Annotated in this window: 21 protein-coding genes; 8 read left to right on the top strand and 13 right to left on the bottom strand. The window is 66.0% G+C overall.

The genetic code is table 11. The annotated features are described in order from the left end of the window. Window positions 1–57 precede the first annotated feature (57 nt). Together SM753_RS08800 and SM753_RS08795 are read left to right on the top strand one after the other, a co-directional pair. Window positions 58–1,533: an MATE family efflux transporter gene (locus SM753_RS08800; protein ID WP_323191312.1), complete on the top strand. Its 1,476-nt coding sequence runs from the start codon at window positions 58–60 to the stop codon at window positions 1,531–1,533. Window positions 1,534–1,786: 253 nt separating this feature from the next. Beyond that, on the top strand, window positions 1,787–2,563 hold the full coding sequence (locus tag SM753_RS08795) for a hypothetical protein (protein WP_323191311.1): 777 nt from the start codon (window positions 1,787–1,789) through the stop codon (window positions 2,561–2,563). Here SM753_RS08795 and SM753_RS08790 read toward each other — a convergent pair. Beyond that, complete coding sequence (locus tag SM753_RS08790) at window positions 2,560–3,138, bottom strand: hypothetical protein (RefSeq protein ID WP_323191310.1); 579 nt, start codon at window positions 3,136–3,138, stop codon at window positions 2,560–2,562. The two genes, SM753_RS08795 and SM753_RS08790, sit on opposite strands and share 4 nt — an antisense overlap. 60 nt (window positions 3,139–3,198) lie before the next feature. After that, window positions 3,199–3,642 carry a DUF2391 family protein gene (locus SM753_RS08785; protein WP_323191309.1) on the bottom strand — a complete coding sequence of 148 codons (444 nt, stop codon included), beginning with the start codon at window positions 3,640–3,642 and terminating at the stop codon, window positions 3,199–3,201. Window positions 3,643–3,731: 89 nt separating this feature from the next. Between SM753_RS08785 and SM753_RS08780 the strand changes: the two genes are divergently transcribed. Beyond that, window positions 3,732–4,412 (top strand): class I SAM-dependent methyltransferase, encoded by a 681-nt coding sequence (locus tag SM753_RS08780; protein ID WP_135535178.1) that lies wholly within the window; start codon window positions 3,732–3,734, stop codon window positions 4,410–4,412. Between the two features lie 150 nt (window positions 4,413–4,562). Here the strand turns inward: SM753_RS08780 and SM753_RS08775 are convergent, their stop codons facing one another. Then, window positions 4,563–5,111, bottom strand: coding sequence for a DUF1684 domain-containing protein (locus SM753_RS08775; RefSeq protein WP_323191308.1), 549 nt, complete (start codon window positions 5,109–5,111; stop codon window positions 4,563–4,565). 134 nt (window positions 5,112–5,245) lie between these two features. On the opposite strand from SM753_RS08775, the gene SM753_RS08770 reads away from it, so the two are divergent. From SM753_RS08770 to SM753_RS08760, 3 genes are all read left to right on the top strand, one after another. Further along, window positions 5,246–5,695, top strand: coding sequence for a PaaI family thioesterase (locus SM753_RS08770; protein WP_323191307.1), 450 nt, complete (start codon window positions 5,246–5,248; stop codon window positions 5,693–5,695). 238 nt (window positions 5,696–5,933) lie between these two features. Further along, complete coding sequence (locus SM753_RS08765) at window positions 5,934–6,554, top strand: hypothetical protein (RefSeq protein ID WP_323191306.1); 621 nt, start codon at window positions 5,934–5,936, stop codon at window positions 6,552–6,554. Between the two features lie 168 nt (window positions 6,555–6,722). Beyond that, window positions 6,723–9,173: an ATP-dependent DNA helicase gene (locus SM753_RS08760; protein ID WP_323191305.1), complete on the top strand. Its 2,451-nt coding sequence runs from the start codon at window positions 6,723–6,725 to the stop codon at window positions 9,171–9,173. Window positions 9,174–9,294: 121 nt separating this feature from the next. Here SM753_RS08760 and SM753_RS08755 read toward each other — a convergent pair whose 3' ends face one another. The 4 genes from SM753_RS08755 to SM753_RS08740 are packed head-to-tail and all read right to left on the bottom strand — an operon-like array spanning window position 9,295 to window position 14,740. Next, entirely contained in the window at window positions 9,295–10,665 is a 1,371-nt protein-coding gene (locus SM753_RS08755) for a hypothetical protein (RefSeq protein ID WP_323191304.1), read from the bottom strand. A 32-nt stretch (window positions 10,666–10,697) separates the two neighbouring features. Next, the gene (locus tag SM753_RS08750; protein ID WP_323191303.1) at window positions 10,698–11,795 is read right to left on the bottom strand and encodes an ABC transporter ATP-binding protein; all 1,098 of its coding nucleotides are present in this window, start codon (window positions 11,793–11,795) and stop codon (window positions 10,698–10,700) included. Next, window positions 11,788–13,614, bottom strand: a complete 1,827-nt coding sequence (locus tag SM753_RS08745) for an ABC transporter permease (RefSeq protein WP_369335339.1) — start codon at window positions 13,612–13,614, stop codon at window positions 11,788–11,790. The genes SM753_RS08750 and SM753_RS08745 overlap by 8 nt, the downstream gene beginning before the upstream one ends. A 16-nt stretch (window positions 13,615–13,630) precedes the next feature. Then, window positions 13,631–14,740, bottom strand: coding sequence for a thiamine ABC transporter substrate-binding protein (locus SM753_RS08740; RefSeq protein WP_323191302.1), 1,110 nt, complete (start codon window positions 14,738–14,740; stop codon window positions 13,631–13,633). A 113-nt stretch (window positions 14,741–14,853) separates the two neighbouring features. Between SM753_RS08740 and SM753_RS08735 the strand changes: the two genes are divergently transcribed. Continuing rightward, window positions 14,854–16,605 carry an AMP-binding protein gene (locus SM753_RS08735; RefSeq protein WP_323191301.1) on the top strand — a complete coding sequence of 584 codons (1,752 nt, stop codon included), beginning with the start codon at window positions 14,854–14,856 and terminating at the stop codon, window positions 16,603–16,605. A gap of 68 nt (window positions 16,606–16,673) precedes the next feature. Beyond that, the gene (locus SM753_RS08730; protein WP_323191300.1) at window positions 16,674–17,786 is read left to right on the top strand and encodes an AI-2E family transporter; all 1,113 of its coding nucleotides are present in this window, start codon (window positions 16,674–16,676) and stop codon (window positions 17,784–17,786) included. A gap of 96 nt (window positions 17,787–17,882) precedes the next feature. Here SM753_RS08730 and SM753_RS08725 read toward each other — a convergent pair whose 3' ends face one another. The 6 genes from SM753_RS08725 to SM753_RS08700 all read right to left on the bottom strand — a co-directional run bounded on the left by SM753_RS08725 (window position 17,883) and on the right by SM753_RS08700 (window position 25,165). After that, entirely contained in the window at window positions 17,883–19,328 is a 1,446-nt protein-coding gene (locus tag SM753_RS08725; protein ID WP_323191462.1) for an MATE family efflux transporter, read from the bottom strand. A 279-nt stretch (window positions 19,329–19,607) separates the two neighbouring features. After that, complete coding sequence (gene aglM / locus SM753_RS08720; protein WP_323191461.1) at window positions 19,608–20,891, bottom strand: UDP-glucose 6-dehydrogenase AglM; 1,284 nt, start codon at window positions 20,889–20,891, stop codon at window positions 19,608–19,610. After that, complete coding sequence (locus SM753_RS08715; RefSeq protein WP_323191299.1) at window positions 20,888–21,871, bottom strand: GDP-mannose 4,6-dehydratase; 984 nt, start codon at window positions 21,869–21,871, stop codon at window positions 20,888–20,890. Before SM753_RS08715 ends, aglM begins: the two co-directional genes overlap by 4 nt. A gap of 59 nt (window positions 21,872–21,930) precedes the next feature. Further along, window positions 21,931–22,659 (bottom strand): UTP--glucose-1-phosphate uridylyltransferase AglF, encoded by a 729-nt coding sequence (gene aglF / locus SM753_RS08710; RefSeq protein ID WP_135535169.1) that lies wholly within the window; start codon window positions 22,657–22,659, stop codon window positions 21,931–21,933. 59 nt (window positions 22,660–22,718) lie between these two features. Continuing rightward, complete coding sequence (locus SM753_RS08705; RefSeq protein WP_323191298.1) at window positions 22,719–24,176, bottom strand: sulfatase; 1,458 nt, start codon at window positions 24,174–24,176, stop codon at window positions 22,719–22,721. Window positions 24,177–24,181: 5 nt separating this feature from the next. After that, window positions 24,182–25,165, bottom strand: a complete 984-nt coding sequence (locus SM753_RS08700; protein WP_323191297.1) for an alkaline phosphatase family protein — start codon at window positions 25,163–25,165, stop codon at window positions 24,182–24,184. Window positions 25,166–25,319: the final 154 nt, after the last annotated feature.

Raw genomic sequence — 25,319 nt, 5'->3', positions numbered from 1 at the left:
ATTGCCGAGGGGGCAGTTGGCAAGAAGTAACTCCGACGAGGGTGTATTTCGGTTCGAATGCTGGACGACGCAAAGCGCCGAGTCCGGAGTGCCCTCTTTCTGTTTCCGGCGGCACTGGCCCGAATCGGCCTCGTCGACCGGAAGAAGGGGTCGGAGGCGTTCGACCTCGCAGTCCCCGTGATGATAACCGGAGCGATGCGAACGCTCCTTCGGACGGCGGATTTCTTCATGGTGAGTCTCGCCGTCGGCGACATGGGGGTCGCGGCGCTGGAACTAGGGTTTCAGTACTACTTCGTCCCGTTCGGACTCTCGCTCGCACTGACCAGCGCCACGATAAGCATCGTCTCGCGGTTCAAAGGGGCGGGCGACGACGCGCGTGCGGACCTCGCGATCAAGCAGTCGCTGTGGCTAGCGCTTGCGGTTTCGCTTCCGCTGACGGTAGTTACCTGGGTGTACGCCGAACCGCTCATCGCTCTCCTGAACGACGACCCCCGGACGATCGAACTCGGTGCCGTCTACCTGCAGATCGTCATGCTTTCGGTCTTTTTCCGGTTCTGGAGTCTCATCGCCGCTCGCGCCCTCGCCGGCGCGGGCGACACTCGGACGCCGATGTACGTTCGCCTGGTCACCCTGCCGACGAACATCGGGTTGAACGCCGTTCTCATCTTCGGCCTCGGTCCGTTCCCCGAGTGGGGCGTCGCGGGCGCGGCGTGGGGGACCGCCGTTGCGAACACGGTCGCGGCGCTGGTCTTTTTCGCGTTGCTTCTGTCCGGCCGCTTCTCGGTCCGCTTGCGACTCGGCGGGCGGCAGTGGGACGGCGAGATACTCCGCGAACTCGTCCGTGTCGGGCTTCCGCTGGCCGGAACCCGACTCTCTCGGACGTTCGGCCGGTTCCCGTTCCTGTTCATCCTCGGAGCGCTCGGAACGCCCGTCCTCGCCGCCTACGCCATCGGCCGAAGGGTGATGCTGCTCGCGCTGATGCCCGCCTGGGGGTACGCGACGGCGTCTAGCACTCTCGTGGGCCAGAGCCTCGGCGCGGGAGACGAGGCGGAGGCGGACCAGTACGGCTGGCAAACGCTCCGGATAGCGTTGGCGACACAGTTGATCATCGCCGGCGTCATCGTCGCGCTCGCTCGCCCCATCGCGGTCGCCTTCGGCACCGAACACGTGAACCTGACTGTCGATTTTATTCGGATGTTCGGTGTCGGCGTCGCCGCGTTCAGCGTCTCTCGGACGATGCGAGGTGGACTGCGGGGCGCGGGTGACACGCGCTGGCCGCTGTACGGCACCGTCGCCGGAACCTACCTGTTCAAACTCCCTATCGCGACGCTGGCGCTTCCCGCGGGCGTCGCTGCGGTGTCCGTCGCCGGGGTTACGTTCGACCCCGGGCTCGATCTCGGTCTCGTCGCCGTCTACGCCGCTATCCTGGCGGACATGTACGTCCGCGCTGCGGTCAACACCCTCCGATTCTGGTCCGGTGCCTGGCGGCGCGTCGCCCGCGAATCGGATATCGGCGCGACGGGTGCGGACTGATAGGGTCTGTTGTCCTTCAGTTCGGGAGTTCGCCGGTACGGGGTGGGTGAATACCCGGGATACAGGTACAACCCCCCTACGAGGCCCTGCTCTGACCACTGATGCAACTCCAAACTCGACCGGATTGAGGTGGTTTTATGCGCTCGCGGGCATTCCCGTCGAGTATGAGCGAAGCCACGAAAGTCGTTGTCGGTACCATCGGCGTCTCCGGACTGCTGGCGGTCGTTCTCGTCATCCAGTCCTTGCTCGCCTGATGTTCGGGACCCGCGACCTCCCGTCGGACCTCGAAGCGATCCGCGAGACGCATGCGTCCGACGCCGTCGTGCTCGACTGCGCCACCGATTTCGAAACGATCCGCCCGGAACAGGCCGAAGACCTCGGTCTGTTCGTCGACGAACTCGACCCGGCGACCCACCCCGCGGCGTGGCTACCGGACGACGCGCCGCGACTGCTCGAACGCTACGCGGGAACCGATTTCACGGTCGGCATGCCGGGCGACGGGAGCGTCACCTGGACTCGTCAGACCGTCCCGCCAGCGGTTCTGGTCAAACCGAGAGTCGAGGGGTCGCCCGAGTCGTTCGTCGATTTCCTGATCGCCGAGGCGCTCGTCCAGGTCGGGACCGGCGAACCCGAGCACTTCCTCGGGTTCTTCCGCGACTCGTACTCGGACCTTGCCGACGTCGTCCCCCTCGACCCGAACGCGACGTATCAGGTCGCAGCGGCGCTGTACGACGGCTGGATCGGCTTGCACACCCGTGAAACGTTCGCGGACTGGCCGGCCGAGCACCCGCGTCTGGGGGAGGCCTGGCACGACGCCGGGACGCGGATCGAGGGCCGTCTCGACGACCTCCCGGGGGAAGTGGCCCGCAATGAGACGGAGTTCTCCGACGCGACGGAACTCGCCTGCGCGGCGATAAAACACGGTCTGGAACTGCCCGCGCCGTTCGCAGCGCTGGATACGAGTGCCTACAGGAGTCACGGCGTCGAGTACGCCGTCACCTGGGCGGAGAAAACCTTCGGAGAACTTTAGAAGTCAGTGGTGATAGTCCCGTCCTCGTTCAGGTCGATGACGCCGTCGAAGAGGTCGCGGTACGAGTCGACGACATCGTCGCTATGGACCTCGGTGGCGAGGTGGAACAGTCCGACCGCGTCGTGGTCGTCGAGCAGAGCGAGAATCGCGCGGATGGCGTCCATGGTCGATTCTTCCCCGGCGTAGTAGGCGAGTTCGGTGATCGAGTCGAGACTCACCCGGAGCTTCCCGTCGTGACTGGCGAGGAACTCCTCGGTTTGCTGGACGATGCCGTCCAAGTCGTCCGGCGCGCCGACGTAGTGGACGTTCTCGCTGCTCCGGCGGGAGTAGCCGCGGTCTACTGAGAGGGTGTCGAGGATGACGGCGCTCTCGGCATCGACGTCGTAGTAGTCGAGTTTCTGGGTGACCTCCCGCGCCGTCGTTCGCGTGGATATGACGAGGAAACGGTCGGTGTCTTTCTTCAGAAAATCCGTGTCGATACGGTCTGTTTCGCCCGTACTGGGGTGGAGCAACAGTACGCCAGTCCCGCCCGGTACCGTGTCAGGACTGTCATCTATCGCGAGCGTGTAATCCATACCCCGTGAAGCGAGGGGGATCAACTTAAGATTGCTGGGTCCGGCCGTCGCAGGGTGCCCTTAGAACACGCTGTCGGCCGTGGCTGCGCCGACGACGCTGAATATCGCGCCGACTGAGACGGCCTTCAGCGTGGTCATCGCGACGGCCGCCGTCGTCGGATCGGCGAGTATCTCCTCTTGCAGGAGAAACGTCTGCGGGGCGGTCAGTGCGAGAGCGAGCAGTAGCACTGACCCGTAGGAGACGACCATCAGCGAGAGGAACCGCACCGGGATGCCGGCGACTTCGGCCTCCTGTTCCGCGTCGCGTCCGGAATCAGCCTTGTACAGCGCTCCGTACCCGATACCGGCGACGATCCCGACGGTCAACAGGGCGTGCCAGAACGTCATGTTTGCGGCGAGGACCCACACCTCCTCGGTGACGACGAACGGCCCCGCGAGCAGGAATCCACCGACGACCTGCTGTGCGGAGTCGGCGATGCGGTATCGTTTCCGACGGTCGGCCATACCCTATCTCTCGGAGCGGCGTTGATAACACTCCCGAGTCGCGGTGCGGGTCCGAACCGATTTTGTCCCCGTACCGTCTACGGATGCCCATGAGCGTCAGAGCCGAGTTCGACGAGTGGGCCGCCACCGGCCGCGACCGCGGCATGGAGAAACGACACTGGCACACCGCGAAACACGCCCTCTCGCGGATGCCGGTCGAACAGGGCGATGTCGTCCTTGACCTCGGTTGCGGCAGCGGCTACGCCGGTCGTGCGCTGCGAGACACCAACGACGCCGGCCGCGCGTACGGCCTCGACGGATCGCCGGAGATGGCGCGCAACGCCAGCGAGTACACGGATGACCCGCAGGTCGGCTACGTCGTCGGCGACTTCGGAGCGCTCCCGTTCGCGGAGAACTCCGTCGACCACGTCTGGTCGATGGAGGCGTTCTACTACGCGAGCGACCCCGACGAGACCCTCAGCGAGGTGCGCCGGATCCTCCGCCCCGGCGGGACGTTCTACTGCGCGGTGAACTACTACGAGGAGAACGTCCACTCACACGACTGGCAGGAGAAGATCGATATCGACATGACTCGCTGGTCCCGCGAGCGGTACCGCGAGGCGTTCCGCGACGCCGGTCTCTTCGTCGCCGAGCAAGACACTATTCCGGACCGCGAGATGGACATTCCGCCCGCGGAGGAGTTCCCCACGGACAACTGGGAAACGCGCGAGGACATGGTCGAACGATACCGAGAATTCGGCACGCTGCTGACCGTCGGCGTCGCGCCCTGACTCGGTGGTCCCGACCCAGAACCCCCGATATCCCCGCAGTGGTCGAGCGGTTCGAGTCGCTTCGGTTCTCGTCAGCGCAACTCTTCCGGTTTCCGTTCGGCCCCGTAGAACGGTCAACTCCCAACTGAGCCCTCCGCTACAACAGGCTGTTCAGGGCGCTTTCTCGCCGGCCTCTACCGCAACGTCCAGCCAGTTCTCCTCGGGCGGAAGCGGACAGGCGAACGTCTCGCTGTACGCGCAGAAGGGGGAGTACGCGAGGTTAAAATCGAGCACTATCTCGTCGCCGTCTTCTAGTTCTCCCTCGCTCTCGAACTCCATGTACCGACCGCCTTCGTACGTCTGTTGGCCCGTCGTCTTGTCGCGGAACGGAACGAAGTACTGCTCGTCGCCCTCCTGACGGTACGCTGCGAGGTCGTGCTGTTCGCCGCGTATCTCCACGGTGAGCGTCAGTTCGCGCAAATACCGCACCTCGGTGCCGGCGGTAGTGTCCATCGTCACCGGTTCCGGGTCGTTGTGGACCGTGACGGTGGCCTCGGCGCGATAGTCAGGGTTCGGGTCGAAGTAGTCCAGGCCGTCGAACGCCTCTCGCTGCTCGGGCGGGACGGGCGACTGACGGTGTTCGGCGAAGAACTCGTCTTTCTGCTCTCGCTGGATCTCCAGTTCCCGCCGCCATGCCGTCTCGTCGAACTCGTCGGTCATACGTCGGGATTCGGGCGGGCGGCGGGTAATGGTTGCGTCTGGTCGATTGCACGGGGCAGTCATTCAGCCTGCCCCACCGAGAAGAAACGAACTACGTGCGGATAGTTTATTTTCCTCCGTACTCGTAAAGCGGTATGGACGACCTGAACGCGCAGTCGCTGTTCGAACGGCTACCGTTCGTCGAGCATCTCGGCATCGAACTGGAGTCGGTCGAGGACGGCCGCGCCGTCGCCACGCTGGACCTCGCGGAGCATCACTCCTCGGTTCCGTGGTCGACCGTCGCACACGGCGGCGTCACCTACTCGCTGGCGGACACCGTCGGCGGCGCGGCGGTGTTCTCGCTGCATCAGCAACCGAACCCGACGATAGACATGCGGATAGACTACCTCTCGCCGGCGACCGAGTCTCTACGCGCGGAGGCCGAAGTCGACAGAGACGGCGACACTACGACCGTCGTCTCCGTCGACATCACGAACGGAGCGGGCGACGCAGTCGCCGACGCGCGGGGCGTGTACAAAACCGCCGGCGGAGAGGGCCAGACCACGTGGACAACCCGCGACGGTGACGCCGAAGACCCGACGTGAACGAGTAGGTGTCCGCCGGACACTCGTCACTCCGTCGTCGGCGGTACGGCGAGAGCGCAGGGACGACCCAACGAGCAAATCGGGGTCACCGGGTCAGTGGCTTGGGGCTATCGAGTCACCGGTTCGGAGCTATCTCATCAGCGGTCTGGAGCTATCGTGTCAGTAGCTCACAGTTACCGAATCAGTGACCCCGAACCTATTCCACGGTCCGTGTGGATCGCTTTTCCGGGGGATTACGATGAGTAGCGCTTTATCACAGAACAGGAAGGAGACGCTAGCAGTACTGGCCACAGGAATCGTTCGCGAGGCACTGAAGGAAGTGTTCAAAGAGTCTCTCGAAGAGGCTCGGACGGGACGCTCGCCCGCCGAAACCGACGGTATCGTTCGGGGACTGTTGAAACAGTCGTTGCGAGAGGCGATGGAAGAATCGGAGGCGACGGAGTCGGTCTCCGCGTCTCGCGGAACCAGCCGAGACGACGGGAGTAGCGTGCTCCCCAAGTTGCTCCTCGTCGGCGCTGCGCTGGGGGTCACCTACGCGCTGCGTCGACGGTCGGAGTCGCCCGGCGAGACCCTTAGCAAGGTGACCGACAAGGCCCAGACGCTGTCCGACGAGACCGCCCAGCGGTCCGGAGAGATGGCGTACGAGACCGAATCGGCCGCCGAGAAAGCCGCGGACACGATCCAGGAAACCGGCGAGAGCGCGGCCGACAAGATCGAGGAAGGGGGCCAGGAGGCGGCCGACAAGATCGATGAGTCGGCCCAGAAGGCCGAGGACAAGGCGGAAAGCACCGGTTCGGACAGCGACCGGTCCGGATCGGACGGCGACAGCACCGGGCCGGAAAGCGATAGTACTCCGTAGACGAAAGCACCCAGTAGGCGAAACTCACACCGCGTCGGTCGCCCGGCCGTGAGAACCGCCGGCCGTTTTCGGGTCCCGTCGCGACGCTCGGTCCGCTGATCGGCCGTCGAACCACGGCTTCGTGCGAAGGTTTTTCTCGGAAGCCGCGGCCAGTGTTCCGACAGTCCTATGCCCGACGCGGCAGTGATAGCGGATGATACCATGGGTGCCACCTGGCGGGACGTGTTCGGTCACGACCACCCGTACGACGACCAGAAAGACGGCATCGAAACGGCCGTCGAAACGGCGCGAGACGGTGGCTTCGTCGCGCTCGAAGGTGCCTGCGGAACGGGCAAGACGATGCTCGCTCTGACTGCGGGGATCTCGCTGGTGCGCGACCCCGACAGCGACTTCGAACGCGTGGTCGCGCTGACGAGCGTCAAACAGCAACTCCGCCAGTTCGAAGCCGACATGCGAACTATCAACTCGAACCTCCCGGACGACCACCGCTCCGTCTCGGGGCTGACGCTCGTGGGGAAAGCCGACGTCTGCCCGTACAACCGCGAGGGCGCGGGCGGCATCGACGACGAGAACGTGTACGACCGCTGCGAGGACCTTCGGGACCGCACCCGCGGCCTCACCGGCGATGGACCGACGACGGCGGAGGCGCTCACCGCCGACGCCCGGAGCCAGCAGGTCGGCCTCGCCGACTCGGGGTCGGGCGGCGCGACGTATCTCGAAACGGCCGACTCGCCGTCGCCGTATCCGGAGGGCATGCCCGAGTCCGAGGGCACCGAGTACTGCCCGTTCTACGCGCAGTACCTCGCAGATCTGCCGGAGGATGGCGACCCGGCGGAGGCCGTCCCCTTCGACTTCACCGCCGCCGGCCACCTGACGCCCGAGGACCTGGTCGCGCGCGCGGTCGAACACGGCACCTGCCCGCACTCGATGATGGGCGCGATGCTCGGCCACGCGGAGGTCGTCGTCGGAAACTACTATCACGCGTTCGACCCGACGACGACCGGCTCCTTTACCGGCGCGCTGTTGGACGATTCGACGTTCGTCGTCTGCGATGAGGCGCACATGCTGGAGCCGCGCGTTCGCGACCTGGTGAGCGAGGCGGTAGGCGACAGGACGCTTCGCGACGCCGAGACGGAACTCTCCCGCGTCATCCAGCCGATCCAGTTCGACGAGGGCGACGGGCGCGACAACGCGCGAGCGGACGCCGACCTCATCCGCGTCGAACTAGAAGACAGCGACGTCACGCTCTCGGAACTGCAGTCGACCCGGGAGTTCATCAAGGACCTGAGAGACGAACTGGACCGGCGCGTGACGGCGCATCTCGAACGGGAACACCGCGGGTGGAAGGCGAACCTCAACGACCTACCGGACGAGGAGATACCGTTACGAGACCCCGAAACGCCCGAGGAAGACGATATTTCGGAGTGGGCCGAGCGCGAGGGGTACGGCGGGGGTGTCTGGGTGCGCGCCGAGACGGTGGGCGCGGTCGTAGCCCGGATCCTCAACGAGGCCGAGGACGAGCAGAAACAGCGCGCCGCACCGGCCGTGGGCCGCGTTCTCGGCGAGTGGTACCGAAACGGTCACACGAACTACTTCCGCGAGATCGAACTCGAGCGGACCTGGGACTCGACGGAGCCCGACGGCTCCTGGCGTCGGGCGTACAACGCCAGCCTCTCGATGCACAACTGCGTCCCCAGCGACGCCATCGGCGAGCAACTCGCGGAGTTCGGCGGCGGCGTGTTGATGAGCGCGACGCTCGAACCGCTCGACGTGTTCGCCGAGGTGACGGGATTACGCCACATCGAACACGAGGAGGACCGCCCGGTCGTCGAGCGGACCTACGGCCTCGACTTCCCCGCGGAGAACCGCGAGAGCTTCGCGGTGGACGCGCCGAAGTTCACGTACCAGAACCGCGGGTCGCCGCCGAGTGAGCCGGGGCAAACGAGCGGGGAAGGACCCGACCAGCGGACCGCGGATGAGAGCAACCAGACGCGCCAGACCTACTCGGACGCTATCGCCGAAGTCGCGCGCTCGCCGGGCAACGTACTCGTCGGGATGCCCAACTACGCGGAGGCGGAGTGGGCGGCCGGGAGTCTGCGCGAGCGCGTCGACAAACCCGTTCTCATCGACGAGTCCAGTGGCGACGACGCCACCGAGAACCTCAAAGACGACTTCTTCGCGGGCGAGTCGAAAGTGCTCGTCACCAGTTTGCGCGGCACGCTCACGGAGGGTGTCGACTATCAGGGCGACAAACTCCGCGCCGCGGTGGTTTGTGGCGTCCCGATCATCAACACCGCCAGTCCTCGGACGCGAGCGGTACGGACGGCGTACGACCGCGAGTTCGGCGGCGGTTCCGGTGACGGAGGCTCTCGGGGGGCGTCCCGCGGCGGGTTCGAGTACGCACTGACCATCCCCGCGGTACGGAAGGCCCGTCAGGCCATCGGCCGCGTGATCCGCGGCCCGGAGGAAGTGGGCGTCCGCGTCTTCGTCGACGAGCGGTACGCCCGCGATTCGTGGGACAGCGTTCGAGAGTACCTGCCCGACGACGACGAGTTCCAGCCCGTGAGCCCCGACATGCTGTCGTTAGGGCTGGACCGATTCTGGTCGAGCGTGGAGTAGCACTCCCGGGGCAGTCCACGGCGGAGACCCCTTGATTTCATCTGGAGATCGTGATACGGTCGGGCTCCGTCGGTTCCAGGAAAGACGGCGGCCGCGAAGTCGAGGCCGGCCGCTGTGGCGGTCAGTCGTCGCACCGCCGCCGACGGATCAGCGCGAGTGCGGCGCTCCCTGCGATGGCTTCGCCGACGCCGAATCCGGGCGTACCGCTCGTCGCTGTCTCCTCAGTACTGGCGTCTCCGGGCGTCGTTCCGCCGTCGGCGGTATCGGCGGATGCTCGGTTGGTCGCCGCTTCAGTCGTTTCTTGCTCGCTCGCCATCGACGCGCTCCGCGCCTCGTTCCGACGGGGAACCGTCGCGGAGTCGAACCGATGGAGGGTCGCATCCTCTCCGTCACCACCCGCGAACAGGGCGTACGCTCCGTCGCCGAGGAGGTCACCGAAGTAGCCGCCGTCGTCGTATCGGGCCTGCCACCGAACGCCGCCGTTGCGGTCGACGGTCGCGAGCCAGTAGTCGTCGACGCTGTCTTCGAGGACGAAGTTCCCGCCGACAAGGTAGCCGGCGTCGGTGGGGACGACCGACTCAGCCGCCGATGTCTGCGACGGGAACAGGTACGTCGTCCGTTCGAGCGATCCTTCACCGTCAGCCCACCCGACTGTCGGACCGGCGTCGCCGTCCGTGTGGCCGTCCAGCGCGAGCGCGACCCCGTCGCCGTCGGTCGCCACCGACCGCACGCGGGTGAGGCCGACCCCGTCAGCGTCGTCGTACGTCCGATCCCAGCGGGTATCGCCATCCGAATCGATCCGGAGGAGCAACGCGGACGACTCCCGAGGCTCACCGACGGACCCGCCGACCACGATTTCGCCGTCGCCGACCGCGGTGACGTCCCGGAACTCCGCCGGTCGGTCTCGGTCCAGTGACCGTTCCTGTACGACGCTCCCGTCCTCGGCGAGGCGGAGTACCCACGGGTCGGGGTCGTAGATGCCCCGGGAGCCGACGATGACGTAGTCGCCGCCGTTCGTCCGGGCAGTGCCGCCGACTCGGTAGTCCTCCTCTACCTCGTCCTTTCCGTACGTCCACTCGACCCCGTCCTGACCGACCTTCGACACCCACGGCGTCCACGGAGCCGTGACGGCGTCCTCCGGCCCGAGATCGATGCCCGCGACCACGGCGGCCTCGGGCGTCGGCACCACTGCGTCGACGGTGCTTTGTGTCTCTCGCTCGAACGTCGTCGCCGGTCGCTTCTCGCCATCGGAACCGACCGCCAGCGTCCAGTACGCTGTCGTCTCTTGGCCGATCGATCGGCCGGCGAGCAAAACGGCGTCACCGCGCCGGGCCGCAGCGTCGGCGTACTCCACGCGGCCGGCGTCGTAGCTCGTCGTCCACATCTCTTCGTCGGCCTGCCTCGCCCTGCGGCGTCCGACTGCCGTGCCCGCGACGCCACAGACCCCGGCCGCGCCGACCGCGCCGAGAAGTCCTCTCCGTGTGAAATGCATCACGAAAACGTATCGATCAACCGACGAAAGTTCTACCGGTCACCTTCGACGACGTGTGCCGACCGGGGGTCGAACCCGACCGTCAGCGCGCCGTCGTTCGGTTCGTCCGGGAGGCGCACGACGAGATCTCGCCCGTTCCACGTCGCATGGACACGAACCGCCTCGCCCAGAAACTCGGCGTACTCCACATCGGCGGGAAGGCGGTTCGCGGGGGCGTCGAGAGTCCCCCTGTCCGCGGTGTCACCGGCGCTGCCGTCGGCCGCTCCGTCGACCACCGACAGCGCTTCGGGGCGGACGCAGAACGCGACGGACTCCCCCTCGGTAGCGTCGACGCGGGGTATCAGCAGGTCCTCGCCGTCTACCGTTACCGTCGTCGTCTCACCGGCGTGACCGGCGACCCGGCCCTCGAACACGTTGTTCTCGCCGACGAACTCAGCGACGAAGCGGGTCTCGGGGCGGCGGTACACGTCCTGTGGCGTGCCGACCTGTTCGACGCGGCCGTCGCGCATGACGGCGACACGGTCGGACACCGCGAGCGCCTCCTCCTGGTCGTGGGTGACGTACAGCGTCGTGATCCCGAGGTCCGACTGGATCTGCTTGACCTGCTGGCGGAGTCGCTCGCGGAGGCGGGCATCCAGCGCGCTCATCGGCTCGTCGAGCAGGAGAAGTTGCGGGTTGGGTGCGAGCGCGCGAGCGAGTGCGACCCGCTGTTGCTGGCCGCCCGACAGTTCGCTGGGGTCGCGCTCGCCCGTCCCACTGAGGTCGACGAGGTCGAGGAGGTCGGCGACGCGCTCGTCGACTGACTGGCCGTCGGGCGGGTCGCGGAACCGCAGGCCGTAGGCGACGTTCTCGGCGACGCTCATGTGCGGAAAGAGCGCGTATGACTGGAAGACGATGCCCACGTCCCGTTCCTCGGGCGGAACGCCGGTCATCTCGCGGTCGCCGAAGCGTATTTCGCCGGTCGTCGGGCTTTCGAATCCGGCGACGGCCCGGAGCGTCGTCGTCTTCCCGCAACCGGAGGGTCCGACGAGCGTGAAGAATTCGCCGTCTGCGACGGTCAGACTCACGTCCGCGAGCGCCGTCGTCTCGCCGTACCGTTTCGAGACGGCGTCGACGCGCAGGTCAACCACGCTCGAACCGCCCCCCGAGTCGGTCGATGACGACGAAACTGACGCTCGTGACGACGAGCAGGACCGTTCCCATCGCGGTCGCCGGGCCGAGACGGCGGCCGCGGTAGCGTTCGACGGCGACTGGCATCGTGTAGCTCTGGGACCCCTCCGCGAGTATAACCGTCGAATCGAACTCGCCGACGCTGATGGCGAAGGCAAAGGCCGCGCCTGCGACGACGCCCGCGGCGACCAGGGGGAGTTCCACATCCACGAGCGCCCGGGCGCGACTCGCGCCGAGCGCGCGAGCGGACTCGACCATCGCGGGGTCGAGACGGCCCAGTAGCGGGGCGACGGAGCGGGTGACGAACGGGTACGCGGCGACGGCGTGGGCGGCGACGATAGCCGTCGCGCCGGTCACCTGGAGACGCCACCCGCCGCCGAGCGGGATGCCGAAGACGGGGCCGAGCAGGAGACCGACGCCGGTGACGATGCCGCTGACGGCGATCGGTCCCATCGCGAGGGCACCGACGACGGCGCGGCCGCGGAACTGCCGGGTCGTCACGACGGCGGCGGCGACGCCCATCGGCAGGGCGACCGCGAGCGTCGCAACGCCGAACGTCAGCGAATTGCGCACCGCGGGCCACGGTTTCGTCTGGACTGCGGAGCCTTCGGCCTGCCGCTGGACGAGGAACTCGTAGTACGCGAGGGTGAGACCGTCGGGGCCGGTCACGCTCGTCCACACCATGCTCAGAACGGGGCCGACGAACACGACGACGACGACGGCGGCGTAGGCGAGGACGCCGAGGCGGACGGGGGAACGGAGCGCCCCGAGCGACGGGAACAGCGGGACGCGTTGTAGCGGATTCGCCCCGCGACTCCCGGCGGCCTGGCGGGCCTCGTACCGCAGATACGCGTAGGTCAGCGCGAGCGACAGCGCGGTTTCGAGCGTCGCCAGCGCGGCGGCCTCACGGTAGTTCATGTTCCCTAATAGATTGTACACCCACACCTCGACGGTCGCCAGCCGCAGTCCGCCGAGCGCGAGGACGATAGGGAACGTCATGAACGTGAAAACGAACGTGAGGAGCGCGCCGGTCAGCACTGCGGGCAGGAGCTGCGGCGCGACGACGTCGAGGACCGCACGCCGTCGACTCGCGCCGAGACTGCGCGCCGTCTCGACGGTGCGGGCGTCGACGCTCTCCCACGCGGCGGCCGTCACCCGCGTGACCAGCGGCGCGTTGTAGAACGCGTGGGCGACGATGACGATAGAGAGCGTCCCCATCACGTCTAGCGGCCCGAGTCCGACCGTAGCGAGGAGGTCGTTGACGACGCCGCGGCGACCGAACATGGCGATAAATCCGATGGCGACCATGATCGAGGGGAGGATGAAAGGAAGGATAGTCAGCGAACGGACCGTCCGCCGGCCGGGAAACTCGAACCGGGCGAGGACGTACGCGCCCGGGAGGCCGAGGGCGACGCTCGCGACGGTCGAGAGGAGCGCCTGATAGGCAGTAAAGCCGAACAGGCCGAACGACGGCAGCCCGGTCTCCCCGGCGAGGAAGGCGGCGCCCCACGACGCGACGTTGTCGGCGTGGCGGCCGACGGCGAACGGGTCCGCGCCGACGCCGGCGAGTGCGCCCACGTAGAACGAATCGGACAGAACCTCGGCGAAGGCGTCGAGCGAGACGGCTGGCGGGAATCCGGGGGCGATCCCAACAGCTTCCGAGAGGACGATCCCCACGGGCAGATAGAACATGACCGCGATGACGGCGGCCGTCGCCGCGGCGGCGACTCCCAGCGCGTGGCGTTCGACCCACGACACACCTCGATCGACGGGTTTCACGGTCGTCTCTCCCGGTTCAGTTCCCGGCTATCTCGCGCGCCCAGTCGTCGACCCAGTCGTTCAGGTTGCCCTGCAACTGGTCGTAGCTGAAGATGACGGTTTCGTCGGGCACGTGTGCGTACTGGTCGAACTCCTCGTCCAGGTCGGCGTGGTCCGTCGAGGGCAACTGGACGTTGCGAACGGCAACTTCGGACTGGGCCGACTGCGAGAGCATGAAGTCCATGAACTCGAAGCCGAGCGCGGGACTGTCGCTCGCTTCGAACACGGCCATCCCCTCCGGATTGGCGTACCCCTGCCCGTTCGGGAAGGCGACCTGATGACGGCTCATGTCCTGGTCGTAGCGGTTCGCGTACACCTGGTCAGTCGAATAGGAGACGACCATCGGCCGCTCCTCCGCGCTGTAGGCGTCGTAGGAGTCGCCCCACGAACTGAAGATGCGGACGTCGTTGTCAACCAGTTCCTGCCAGTAGTCGAGGTAGCCGTCCTCGTCGAACTGGTCGACCGTCCAGAGCATGAACGCCCGGCCCGGGTCGCTAGACTGGGCGTTCTGTGCGAGCAGGGTCCCCTCGTAGGGGTCGGTCGTCAGGTCGTCGAACGTCTCCGGCTCGTCGACCTCGTTCTCGTCGTACACCAGCGAGATGTACCCAGTGTCGTAGGGGAGCGCGCGGGATTGCGGGTCGAACAGCAGGTCGTCTTTGATGGCCGACCGGTTCTCGAAGCCGTACCTGTCGGCGCTCACGAACAGCGACTCGTCGAGTTCACGGTCTGCGATAACCAGGTCGTCGACGTTCAGGCCGAGATACACGTCGGCATCGATCTCGGCGTCCCGTTGCGCTCGCTGGACGAACTCGGTGACGCTGTTTTCCGCTATCTGCCACTCCAGCGTGACGCCGTCGTGCATCGATTCGAACTCCTCTTTGACCCACTCTCCGGGGCTGGAACTCGGTGCGTCGACGAACGACTCGTACGTTGCGACGGTAAGGGTCCCGTCGAAGCTCTCGGGCGTCGTCAGCGTCGACTCCTCGTCGTCGTCGTCGGCCCCGTCATCGTTGTCTTGCGTGATACAACCCGCAAGCGCAGTGCTGGCCGCGCCGACGCTCGCCGTAAGAAACGTTCGCCGTCTCATTACTCGGTGGTTGTACTGGGTGTTTTTAACCCCGCCGATCCGCCGTGACGGCGTCGGGGACCGATATCTGGTTCGGCGCAAAACTCAAATGGTTGATCGTTGAGGAATCGGGTATGTCGCTCGACTACGAACGGGAGTGCGACGCCTTCGAGTGGAACATCCCCGCGGACTACGCCCTCCCGTCCGTCCTGGAGGACCACGCGGAATCGTTCGGCGACCGCCTCGCGGTGAGATACCGCGACGCCGACGGGGGCGAGGCGGAGCGGACGTTCGGCGAGGTCCGCGACGACGCGAACCGCTTCGCGGCGGCGCTCGCCGACCTCAGGGTCGGCGAGGGCGACCGGGTGATGCACCTGTTCCCGCGCCACCCCGACGCGTTCGCCGTGCAGATCGGCGCACTCGCCCGCGGCGCGATCCTGGTGCCTTGCTCGTCGATGCTCAAGCCGAACGACATCGCCTTCCGGGCGAACGACTGCCAGGCCGACACCGTCGTCGTCCACGCGGACCTGACTGACATGGTCGAACCGGTGCTCGACGAAACGCCGTCGGACGCTTCGGGCCGTGATGCCTCGGACTCGGAACCCTCCTCCGAGACGCCGCTTGAGACTGTGATCGTGTTGGACGACGAGGGGGACGCAAGCGGCACCGCCGACCGCGAGGGCTGGCACGCGTACGCCGACCTCGTCGACGGCCGTAACCCCGACCACGAGGGGCCGGACCTCGGCGCGTCGGACCCGATGTCGATCAACTACACCAGCGGCACGACGGGTAAGCCGAAACCGGTCCTCCACCGCCACCGCTGGCTCTACTGCTTCGAGCGGATCAACGGGCCGTACTGGTGGGGGGTCGACCGCGACACCGACTTCTCGGACGAGCTACTCTGGGCGACCACCGGCACCGGGTGGGCCAAATGGTTCTGGAGCCCGGTCGGCGTCGCGCTGACGACCGGCGCGCCCCAGTTCCTCTACGAGGGCGAGTTCGACCCGGAGACGTTTCTCGACCTCATGGCCGAGGAGGAAGTCACCCGCCTCTGTGCGGTGCCGACCCAGTACCGACTGTTCACCCAGACCGACCTCGCCGACTACGACCTCGCCCTGACGGAAGCCGTGTCGGCCGGCGAACCGCTCAACCGCGAGCCGATCCGGGCGTTCGAGGACGCCGTCGGCGTCACGCCGCGGGACGGCTACGGCCAGACAGAGACGGTCGCACTGGTGACGAACTACCCCGGCATCGACGTAAAGCCCGGGAGCATGGGCAAACCTGCGCCCGGCGTCGGGACGACGATACTCGACGTGGCTGAGGAGACGGAGGCCGAACCGGAAGAAACCGGCGAGATCGCCGTTCCCGTCGACAGCCCCGCCATCTTCGACGGCTACTACGAACAGCCCGAACGCGACCGGGAGACGTTTCGCGTCCGCGCGAGCGAAGCGAGTACGGGCTCGGAAGAGGATTCCTCTTCCGGTGCCGACTACTACCGCACCGGTGACCTCGCCCGGCGGGACGAGGACGGCTACTTCTTCTTCGAGGGGCGGGCCGACGACATCATCATCTCGGCGGGCTACCGCATCGGGCCCTTCGAGGTCGAGGACGCGCTGGTTGACCACGAGGCCGTCGCGGAGGCAGCGGCGGTCGCCAGCCCGCACGAGGAGCGGGGCAACGTCGTGAAGGCGTACGTCGTCCTCGCGGACGGCTACGAGGGAAGCGACGACCTGATCGACGACCTCCAGTCGTACATGAAAGCTGAGACGGCCCCGTACAAGTACCCGCGGCGGATCGAGTTCGTCGACGAACTCCCGACGACCTCCAGCGGGAAGATCCGGCGGATCGAACTCCGAGAGGCCGAACAGCGTCAGTTCGGCGAATAGTCGGTCGGCCGCGGCGAGCGGTTCGTCCGGGAGAAGCGTTTTTATCGGTTCCGCGTCACGATAGGTTCGTGTCCCGCAGTCGTCAACACGTCCTCTCCGGCATCGTCGTTCTCCTCGCCGTCATCGCGGCGGTCATCCTTCGCGATGTCCTGGCGACAGTGTTTTTCGCGGTCACGGTCGCCGCCGTCTCCGCCCCGCTGTACCGTCGGTTAGTCGCTCACGGACTCCCGCCGTGGTGGGCGAGCGCTGTCACGTCGTCGCTCGCGTTCGGCGCTGCCATCGCCGTGTTTGCTCCGCTCGGACTCGTTCTCTACCGGCGACGCGATCAGCTGGTCGAACTGTTTCATGCGCTCCCCCCGTCGGTCACTGTCGACGCGTTCGGCTTCCAGCAGGTCATCGTCGTCAGCGACGTTCAGGCGGCCGTCGCCGACTCGTTCGGAGATATCGCCGTCAGCCTACTCGGCACCACGTCCGTCCTCGCCGTCAAGTTCGCGCTGTTTGCCTTCGTCGTGTTCGGCCTCTTGCTCGGTCAGCGGCGGGCCTATCGCGCGGTCGTTGGCACTGTTCCGGTCGAGTACCGCGACGTGGTCGAAGCGCTCCACGCCCGCGCCCGGTCCACGCTGTTTGCTATCTACGTCCTGCAGGCGGCGACGGCGGTCGGCACGTTCGCCGTCGCGGCCGTCGTGTTCACCGCACTCGGCTACTCCGGAGCGCTCACCTTCGCCGTCGTCGCCGGCGTGTTGCAGTTCCTCCCCATTGTCGGCCCGAGCGTCCTCATCGGCGTCCTCGTCGTTTACGAACTGCTCGCTGGCGACGCCGCCGCCGCCGCGCTGATAGCGGTCGCCGGTGCCGTTTTCATCGGCTATCTCCCCGACGTGTTGATCCGCTCTCGTCTCGCCCGCCGGAGCGCTAATCTCCCGAGTACCCTGTATTTCATCGGCTTCTCCGGCGGGCTGCTCAGCCTCGGTCCTATCGGCATCATCGCCGGGCCGCTCGCCGTTGCGCTGCTAGTCGAGGGCGTCGAACTGCTCTCCGCTGAGACTGGCGGGTATCAGCAGTCGACGTTCTCGGAAACGAACGGTAAGCAGTCCCGCGATGCCCAGGCGCTCGACGACGAACCAGCGCCCGTCGAGGAGTCGTCGCCTGCCAGCGAACCGCCGCCGTCCTCCGGCGCGGAGTGACGGCCATGATCCGGTCTCATAGGGACTGTTGTGACTGTGTCCCGATTTCGCGATCCCCTGTCGGCGAACTCCAGCACTGACGTACAACAGTTCCTCTCAGTCGTCAGCCACGGCGGAGTCAGGGCGGAACGCTCGGCTTATCGACTTCCATTTCCCCGTCGCGAAGCGGTGGTAGTTGATCGCCGCCGGAACCGTCGTCTCCGCGACGAACGAGAGGTAGAGACCCATCAGCCCCAGCGGCGTCGTGGCCCCGAGATACGCGATGGGTATCGCGCAGCCGAACATCCCGATCGCCTGGCTGTAGAAGGGCCAGCGCGTGTCGCCGCTCGCGTCGAGCGGTCCGGCCGCCGCCCCCTTTACTGCCTGCGCGAGAGTGGCGATACAGGCCGCATACAGCAGTGCCACGGCGACGGGGACCGAGGGGTCGGAGGCGTCGCCGACGAACGAGATCACGATAGATTCGGCGAATACCGCGACCACGACCGCTGCGACGGCGTAGGTCGCGATAGCGAACCCGATGATGTCGCGGCCGTACGCGTCGGCGAGCGCCTCGTCGTTGCTGCCGAGCGCCTGCCCGACGAGACTGGAGGACGCCAGGCCGAAGCCCCACCCCGGCGTGTTCATTATCCCCCAGATGCGCCGCGCGATGACGTACGCCGCGACGACGTTCTGTCCGAAGAGCGCGACGATTGCGAGCATGGGGAACTTGGCGGCGGTCCACACCGAGTTCCGCCCGACCACGGGGAGACCGATCGTGACGATGTCCCGCAACACGCCGACGTCTGCGTAGGTTCCACGAAAGTCGACCTGTACGCAGAGGTCCCCTCTGCCGGGAAGCCATCCGAAAGCGAGGCCGCCGACGAACGTCGCGGTTACGAGGACGTTCGCAAGCACCGTCCCTATGGCTGCGCCGACGACGCCCATTCCCAGACCGAAGATGAGCGCGGCGTTGGCGACGACGTTCGCCGTCGCCCCGCCCGCCCGAACTAGCATCGGCGTGTACGCGTCGTCGACGCCGATGAAGATCCGACTCCCGATCAGGTTCAGGCCGGCGAAGGGGACGCCGAAGGCGAGCACTCGGAGGTAGTCGGCCCCGAGTTCGATCGTCCGGGGGTCGTCGGTCATGACGGACACGAGTTCGGCCGGAACGAGATAGAACAACGCGGCGACGGGCAACGTCACCGCGATAACCAGGGCGACGCTCGACCGGATGGCCTGTCCGAGTTCGTCGTACGCCTCCGCGCCGTAGCGCTGTGAGACCAGCGCGATGGTCCCGGCGGCGAACCCGCCGCCGAGTGAGAACGCGATGCCCCAGTACGCCGAGGCGAATCCGACGCCCGCGATAGCGACCGACCCGAGCGCGACGCCGACCATCGCCACGTCGACGGCGTTTTTCGACATCCTGGCGATACCGGTGACGATGCGCGGCCAGGCCAGATCCGTCGTCCGGCGCGCGCGCTCTTCGTCGATGAAACCAGCGCGGGCGAGGCCGAGACCGATCACGAGGATCAGCAGGCGGACCGGGTTCGGACTGCGTCGCATGAACGCTGCCAGGAGTCGCGCCGGGAACTTCGTCGCCAGGATCAGCAGGCGGACGGGATTCGGAATGCGTCGCACGTGGTAGTACTATTTCGATTCGAAAGTAAAGTGGTTTCCATCTCAGTCCGGTTCGGCCTGAGCGTCCGCTCTCCTCGATGTCGTACTCACACGGTAGAGCCCGTATCACTGCGAGAACCGAGAAGCCGGTCGCCGTGATTACTGCGCCTGTTCCCCTGCCGCGTCGTCTCTTCACTGACGACTAGATCACCGCCACGTCACCGCCTACCAGGTCAATCCCTCGTACACGTCAAGCGCATCCGTGTCCACGTCGATCCGGCGGCCGTCGATCAGTACCGAGCGGGCCATCGCCGAGAAATCGAGTTCGTCGAACTCGGGCCAGTCGGTCGCGACCATGGCGGCGTCGGCGTCGGCCAGCGCGTCCTCGGCGGAGTCGGCGTAGCGCACGTCGGGGTATTTCTCCCGCGCGTTCTCGGTCGCGACGGGGTCGTACGCGACGACCTCCGCGCCGCGGTCCCGAAGGACACCGATGAGGTCCATCGCGCGCGACCCCCGAACGTCGTCCGTGCCGGGTTTGAACGCGACGCCAAGGACGGCGACGCGTGCGCCCTCGGGGTCGACGTGGTCCGCGAGGAGGTCGACCATCCGGCGGGGCTGCAGGTCGTTCACGTCGACGACGGCGTTCAGCAGTTCGGGTTCGTACCCCTGTTCGCGGGCGACCGCGCGGACGGCGTCGACGTCCTTCGGGAAGCACGAGCCGCCCCAGCCGAGCCCTGAGCGCAGGAACTGGTCGGAGATGCGGTCGTCGAGGCCGACGGCGTCGAACACCTCGTATGCGTCGACGTCCAGTTCCTTGCAGACGTTGCCGAGTTCGTTGACCAGCGACACCTTCGACGCCAGCATCGTGTTGTTGGCGTACTTGATCATCTCGGCCTCGCGCAGGCCGGTGTCGACGACGGTCGTTTCCTCCCGGAGGTCGGCGTAGAGTTCGTGGAGGAGGTCCCGGACCCACGGCTGTTCAGTTCCGACGACGATCTTGTCGGGGTGGAGGAAGTCCTCGACGGCCGTGCTCATCCGGAGGAACTCGGGGTTCATCCCGAGGCCGAGGTCGTCGCCGACGGTCTTGCCCGATGCCTCGGCGACGGCGGGGCCGACCACGTCGTCCGTAGTGCCGGGGACGACGGTGCTTTTCGTGACGACGGCGTGACGGCCGTCCTTCTCGGCGAGCGCGTCGCCGAGCGCCTCCGCGCCGGCCTCCATGACTGCGAGGTCGATGCTGCCGTCCGCCTCCGACGGCGTCGGCAGACACAGCATCGTGAGGTCCGTCTCTGCGGCCGCGGCGTAGTCGGTGGTCGCGCGGAGGCGACCGCCCGCGTTCCGTTCGATCCGTTCCTGGAGGCCGTCCTCGTGGATCGGCGCGTCGCCGTCGTTGATCGACGCGACGACGTCCTCGTCGATGTCGACGTTGACGACCTCGTGACCGAGGTCGGCGAGACAGGCCGCGACGGTCGTGCCGACGTAGCCGCTTCCGACGATAGAGACGTTCACGAGTTGATCACCAGCGGTTCGTACCACTCGCGGTTCTCCCGATACCAGTCGACGAACCGGGAGACCCCCTCCCTGATGCTCACCTGCGGTTCGTAGTCAAGCAACTCCGCCGCTTTCGACACGTCGGCGTGCGTGTGGCGTGCGTCGGCCTCGTTGGCGTCGGTGTACTCGATGTCGCCGTCCGCGCCCGTCTCCGCGATGATGTGTTCGGCGAGTTCCTGGATCGTGATGTTGCCCGACGAGCCAACGTTGATTTCCTCGCCGTCGGCGGCGTCGGTATCGAGCAACGCGACGCTGGCGTCGACGATGTCGGAGATGTACGTGAAGTCGCGCGTCTGCTGACCGTCGCCGTAGATCACCGGCGGTTCGCCGTTGAGACACCGTGTCGTGAAGTTCGTGATCGCCATGTTCGGCCGCATCCGCGGGCCGTAGACGGTGAAGTGGCGCAGGCTCACCGTCGAAATATCGTGGAGGTTGTCCCACACGCGACAGTAGTGCTCGGAACTCAGCTTCGTGATCGCGTAAGGGCTCTGCGGGTAGTTCGGATGCTCCTCGTCGTACGGCAGATAGTCGTCCTTGCCGTACACGGAGGAGGAGGAGGCGTTGACGAGTCGCGTCACGCCGTGGTCGTCCGCCGCTTCGAGGAGGTTCAGGAGGCCCCCGACGTTGTTCTCGTTGTACGCCTGCGGGTTCTCGACGCTCGTCCGAACGCCGGCTTTCGCCGCCTCGTGGTAGACGAACTCGATGTCGTCGCCAGCGATCACGTCGCGAACTAACCCCTCGTCAGTGATCGACCCCTCGACGAACTCGAAGCGGTCGTCACCGGCGTCACGGCAGCGTTCGACGTTGCGTTCTTTGATCCCGAGGTCGTAGTACGGGTCCATGTTGTCGAGCACCGTCACGCGGTGCCCGTCACGGAGGAGTCGTTCGGCGATGTGCGAGCCGATAAAGCCCGCGCCACCGGTAACGAGGACGTTCATATCCGACCTGTCCACGACGAGGGATTTGTGGTTTCCGGTTCCGACGGTTTCGATCCGACTCAGTGATCCGCGGCCTCTGTCTCGTCCAATCGACGCTCCGCCTCGTCGCGGTCCTCGGGGTAGCCGACGTCGATCCGCCACCCGTCCATCCTGATCGCGTCGATAGTCCGCCCGGATTGAATGAGGAGGTCGACGGCGTCCGGGAGTTCGTACTCGCCGCGGTCGCTCGGCTGGACCAGATGACAGGCGTGGAATATCGCCGGCGTGAACGAGTAGAACCCGGTCATCACGAGGTTCGACGGCGGGTCGTCCGGTTTCTCGATCAGTTCGACGATCTCGCCGTACTCGTTCGTGTCGCAGACGCCGTACCGCGACGCCTCCTCTATCGGTACCTCCTCGACGAGGAAGCCGGCGTCCGCGCGGTCCTCCTGCTGACGGCGGATCACGTCGCCGAGGTTCGCCCGGAAGATGTTGTCGCCGAGCATCAGCACGAAGTCGTCGTCGACGTGGGGTTCGGCCTGGAGGAGCGCGTGCGCCAGCCCCAACTGTTCGCGCTGGTGAGCGTAGGTGATCGGGACGCCGCGGTACTCGTCGTCGTAGCGCTCGATGATCTTCTCTTTCTTGTAGCCGACGACGACGACGAACTCGTCGATGCCGATGTCGACCAGGTTGTCGAACACGTCCTCGATGAGCGGCTTTCCGTCGACTTCGACGAGGACTTTCGGTTTGTCTTCGGTGAGCGGGCGGAGGCGGGTTCCTTTGCCCGCAGCGAGGATGACTGCTTGCATGTCTGTATTCGCAACGGTGATCTACAATAAAAGTAGGTTTCTCTCCGAACGTTCCGGTCCTACACGTAGCCGAGGTCCTCCAAGCGTTGATACGTCGTCTCGTCTACCTCCTCGACGCCGCCGGCGTCCGCTTTGACGCCGGCATCGTCGATACCGTCGAACGCCGCTTCGACTGCCGTTCCCGATGCCGAGTCGTTTCGGGACGAGAGATACACCGTCTGTGCGTCACGGATGCCGACGGTCGCCGACTGGTCGCGCCACGTGACGTGCTTTCGCACCTCGTTCTCGTGTGTCTCGTACACGGCTTTCGACCGTGCCGTGTACGGTGTGAGGTCGTCGACGTACTCACTCGCACGTTCTTTCAGGGGTTCGGTAAGTCCCGCCGCCGACGCCAGCACGGGTCCGTCCGGAACGAACTCGTCACCGTCACGGTACGTTCCGTCCACTGCCGCGCGCACTGCTGCGGGGAACTCCGTCAGCGTGGCCGGTTCCTCGATGGTTCGTCCCTCCGTCTGGCCGGGCGACTTCACGAACAGCGGAACGTGGAACAGGGTTTCGTGGATCGCCACGCCGTGTTCCGACACGCGAGTGTTCGGCCGAACGAAACTCGGCTCTCCGAATCCGTCTCCGTGGTCGCTCGTGATCACAACCAGCGTCTCATCGAGGACGCCTCGCTCTTCCAACGTCTTCAGAAGTCGCTCCAGTTCCGCGTCCATTTGACGTATCGCACCGTCGTAGAGGCTTTCGACGGCCTTTCGCTGCCACCATGGGCGCTGACCGCCGTTGAACTCCCACTTGTGATCCTCCGTCTCGTTCTGGATCGACCGCGCTCTCTCGCCGCCCCACTGGTCGTGTTCGTCGCGCGGTTCGTACGGGATGTGTCCATCCATCAAGTTGATGCAAGCGGCCCACGGACCGGTGCGCTCCGCTTGCCAGTCGAGGAAGAAATCGGTGTAGACGTCTGCCGGCGTCGTCGCCTTGAGGAAGTCGGGTACGAGAGTGGGATGGTCCCAGGCCAACTTCATCGCGACGCCGTTCAGTAACGATTTAACGGGTGCAGCGCTCGTCAGTGACGCCTTCAGATACTCCCCGTACTGGCCGCGGCCTTCCTTCGCGACGAACTCCTTCGGATTGACGGCGTCCGGAAACGGCGAGTTCTGGGGGCCCACGACGGTATCGAAGCCGTCCTTCAGCCCGACTTCGACGTCCGTGATCCAGGTGTTCTCCGAGAACACACCGGTATCGTACCCCTGGTCGCGGAGGTCGGCGAACACAGTGTATTCAGGGTCGATAGAGTGGTCGGTCGACGTGACGCCGTGTTCCTCGACGTGGAGGCCGGTGAAAAGGCTCGTATGACTCGTGAGACTCTTGGCCCCGGGCGACCGGGCTTGTTCGTAGCGCGTCGCCCGGTCTGCGAAGCGGTCCAGAAACGGTGTCGTTTCGTGGTGATGACCGTACGCGGAGACGTTTTTGGCTCTGACACTGTCGAGGACGACGAGGAGGACGTTTGGTTTCATGATTACTACATGTAGCCGAGGCTCTCTAACTGCTCGCGGACTTCGTCTCCGTCGTGGGTATCGGCCGGGCCTTCGATATCCCTTCGTGGTGTCCGGTCGTGGTCCGTCGCGGAGAGTTCAGCGTCGATGGCCGCTCGCACGTCGGTGACGCTCTCTACGCCCTCTACCAGCCGTTCGTTCGTCGTGGCGACCATCGCCTCGTGGGTGTGTACTCCGTCCTGGAGTCCGTGGTCGCTCACCAGCAGCAGTTCGTCTTCCGGTCCGAGGTCGTCACGGAGTTCACCGACGAACTGGTCCAGTTCCTCGTACGCACGGTGTTGGAGGTCCGGACGGTCGTAGGCCACGTGACCGATGAGGTCGAGGCCGCTCGTGTAGCCGAACACGAGTTCGTACTCGCCGTTCCGGAGGGCCCGGCGAGTTCGTGCCAGTCGGATCATCGCCATCTCCATACACTGTTCGTAGAAGGCGTCCGCGTCCGACGAACTGTGTCCGCCTACGGCCGACTGGTCGCGCTCGAAGAGGTCGCCGAGACTCCGACGTAACGCGTGTTCGCGGTCTTCTTCGTCGGGGTCTACGACGTAGTTCGGGATCCCGATCGGTTTCGTGTCGCGTCCGTCAAACACCGTCTCGATCCCGTTTTCCTCGTAGTAGTCCGCTGGAGTCCGGAACGCATCCGCCGCCGTGTTCGTGAGTAGCCATTCCCCGATCCGGTTCTGTAGCCCGTCGGGAAGGACGTAGTCAGCGGCAGTACTGCCGGCGTCGAGAAGGGGGTTTCCCCATGCGACTCCGTCATCTTCGAGCGTTAATCCGTGATTAGCCGGTTTGAGCCCGGTGATGATCGTCGGCCACAGTTCGTGCGTACTCGGTTCGCCGGCACTGCTGGAGATCGTTTCGATAGAGCGGTAGTTCTCTAGCGTGAGGTGAGGATGCTGGGCTGGATCCACGAGGTCGGGATCTAGAGCGTCGATACCCAGTACGACAACAGTCATTTCGCGGGTGTAAACAGTACTCCATTAAGTAAGTTACTTCACCATTATTCATCAGATATCGTCTGTTATCAGACCCGCCCCGCGGTAAACGATAGGTTTCCCGACTCGAACGGAACTCGGACCTGATCTCACAGGTCTTGGATACTACGCGTCA

Source organism: Halostella sp. PRR32 (genome assembly GCF_034808085.1).
GTDB lineage: Archaea > Halobacteriota > Halobacteria > Halobacteriales > Natronoarchaeaceae > Halostella > Halostella pelagica.
Note: the sequence above shows the minus strand (reverse complement) of the source record. Positions and strands in the feature narration are given on the sequence as shown.

Excerpts from the sequence above, each read along its gene's own strand:
- SM753_RS08725 (WP_323191462.1), bottom strand. The coding sequence starts at position 19,328 with ATGCGACGCAGTCCGAACCCGGTCCGCCTGCTGATCCTCGTGATCGGT.
- SM753_RS08715 (WP_323191299.1), bottom strand. The coding sequence starts at position 21,871 with ATGAACGTCCTCGTTACCGGTGGCGCGGGCTTTATCGGCTCGCACATC.
- SM753_RS08800 (WP_323191312.1), top strand. The coding sequence starts at position 58 with ATGCTGGACGACGCAAAGCGCCGAGTCCGGAGTGCCCTCTTTCTGTTT.
- SM753_RS08780 (WP_135535178.1), top strand. The coding sequence starts at position 3,732 with ATGAGCGTCAGAGCCGAGTTCGACGAGTGGGCCGCCACCGGCCGCGAC.
- SM753_RS08785 (WP_323191309.1), bottom strand. The coding sequence starts at position 3,642 with ATGGCCGACCGTCGGAAACGATACCGCATCGCCGACTCCGCACAGCAG.
- SM753_RS08705 (WP_323191298.1), bottom strand. The coding sequence starts at position 24,176 with ATGAAACCAAACGTCCTCCTCGTCGTCCTCGACAGTGTCAGAGCCAAA.
- SM753_RS08755 (WP_323191304.1), bottom strand. The coding sequence starts at position 10,665 with ATGCATTTCACACGGAGAGGACTTCTCGGCGCGGTCGGCGCGGCCGGG.
- SM753_RS08795 (WP_323191311.1), top strand. The coding sequence starts at position 1,787 with ATGTTCGGGACCCGCGACCTCCCGTCGGACCTCGAAGCGATCCGCGAG.
- SM753_RS08760 (WP_323191305.1), top strand. The coding sequence starts at position 6,723 with ATGCCCGACGCGGCAGTGATAGCGGATGATACCATGGGTGCCACCTGG.
- SM753_RS08740 (WP_323191302.1), bottom strand. The coding sequence starts at position 14,740 with ATGAGACGGCGAACGTTTCTTACGGCGAGCGTCGGCGCGGCCAGCACT.
- SM753_RS08700 (WP_323191297.1), bottom strand. The coding sequence starts at position 25,165 with ATGACTGTTGTCGTACTGGGTATCGACGCTCTAGATCCCGACCTCGTG.
- aglF (WP_135535169.1), bottom strand. The coding sequence starts at position 22,659 with ATGCAAGCAGTCATCCTCGCTGCGGGCAAAGGAACCCGCCTCCGCCCG.
- SM753_RS08790 (WP_323191310.1), bottom strand. The coding sequence starts at position 3,138 with ATGGATTACACGCTCGCGATAGATGACAGTCCTGACACGGTACCGGGC.
- SM753_RS08765 (WP_323191306.1), top strand. The coding sequence starts at position 5,934 with ATGAGTAGCGCTTTATCACAGAACAGGAAGGAGACGCTAGCAGTACTG.
- SM753_RS08775 (WP_323191308.1), bottom strand. The coding sequence starts at position 5,111 with ATGACCGACGAGTTCGACGAGACGGCATGGCGGCGGGAACTGGAGATC.
- SM753_RS08770 (WP_323191307.1), top strand. The coding sequence starts at position 5,246 with ATGGACGACCTGAACGCGCAGTCGCTGTTCGAACGGCTACCGTTCGTC.
- SM753_RS08735 (WP_323191301.1), top strand. The coding sequence starts at position 14,854 with ATGTCGCTCGACTACGAACGGGAGTGCGACGCCTTCGAGTGGAACATC.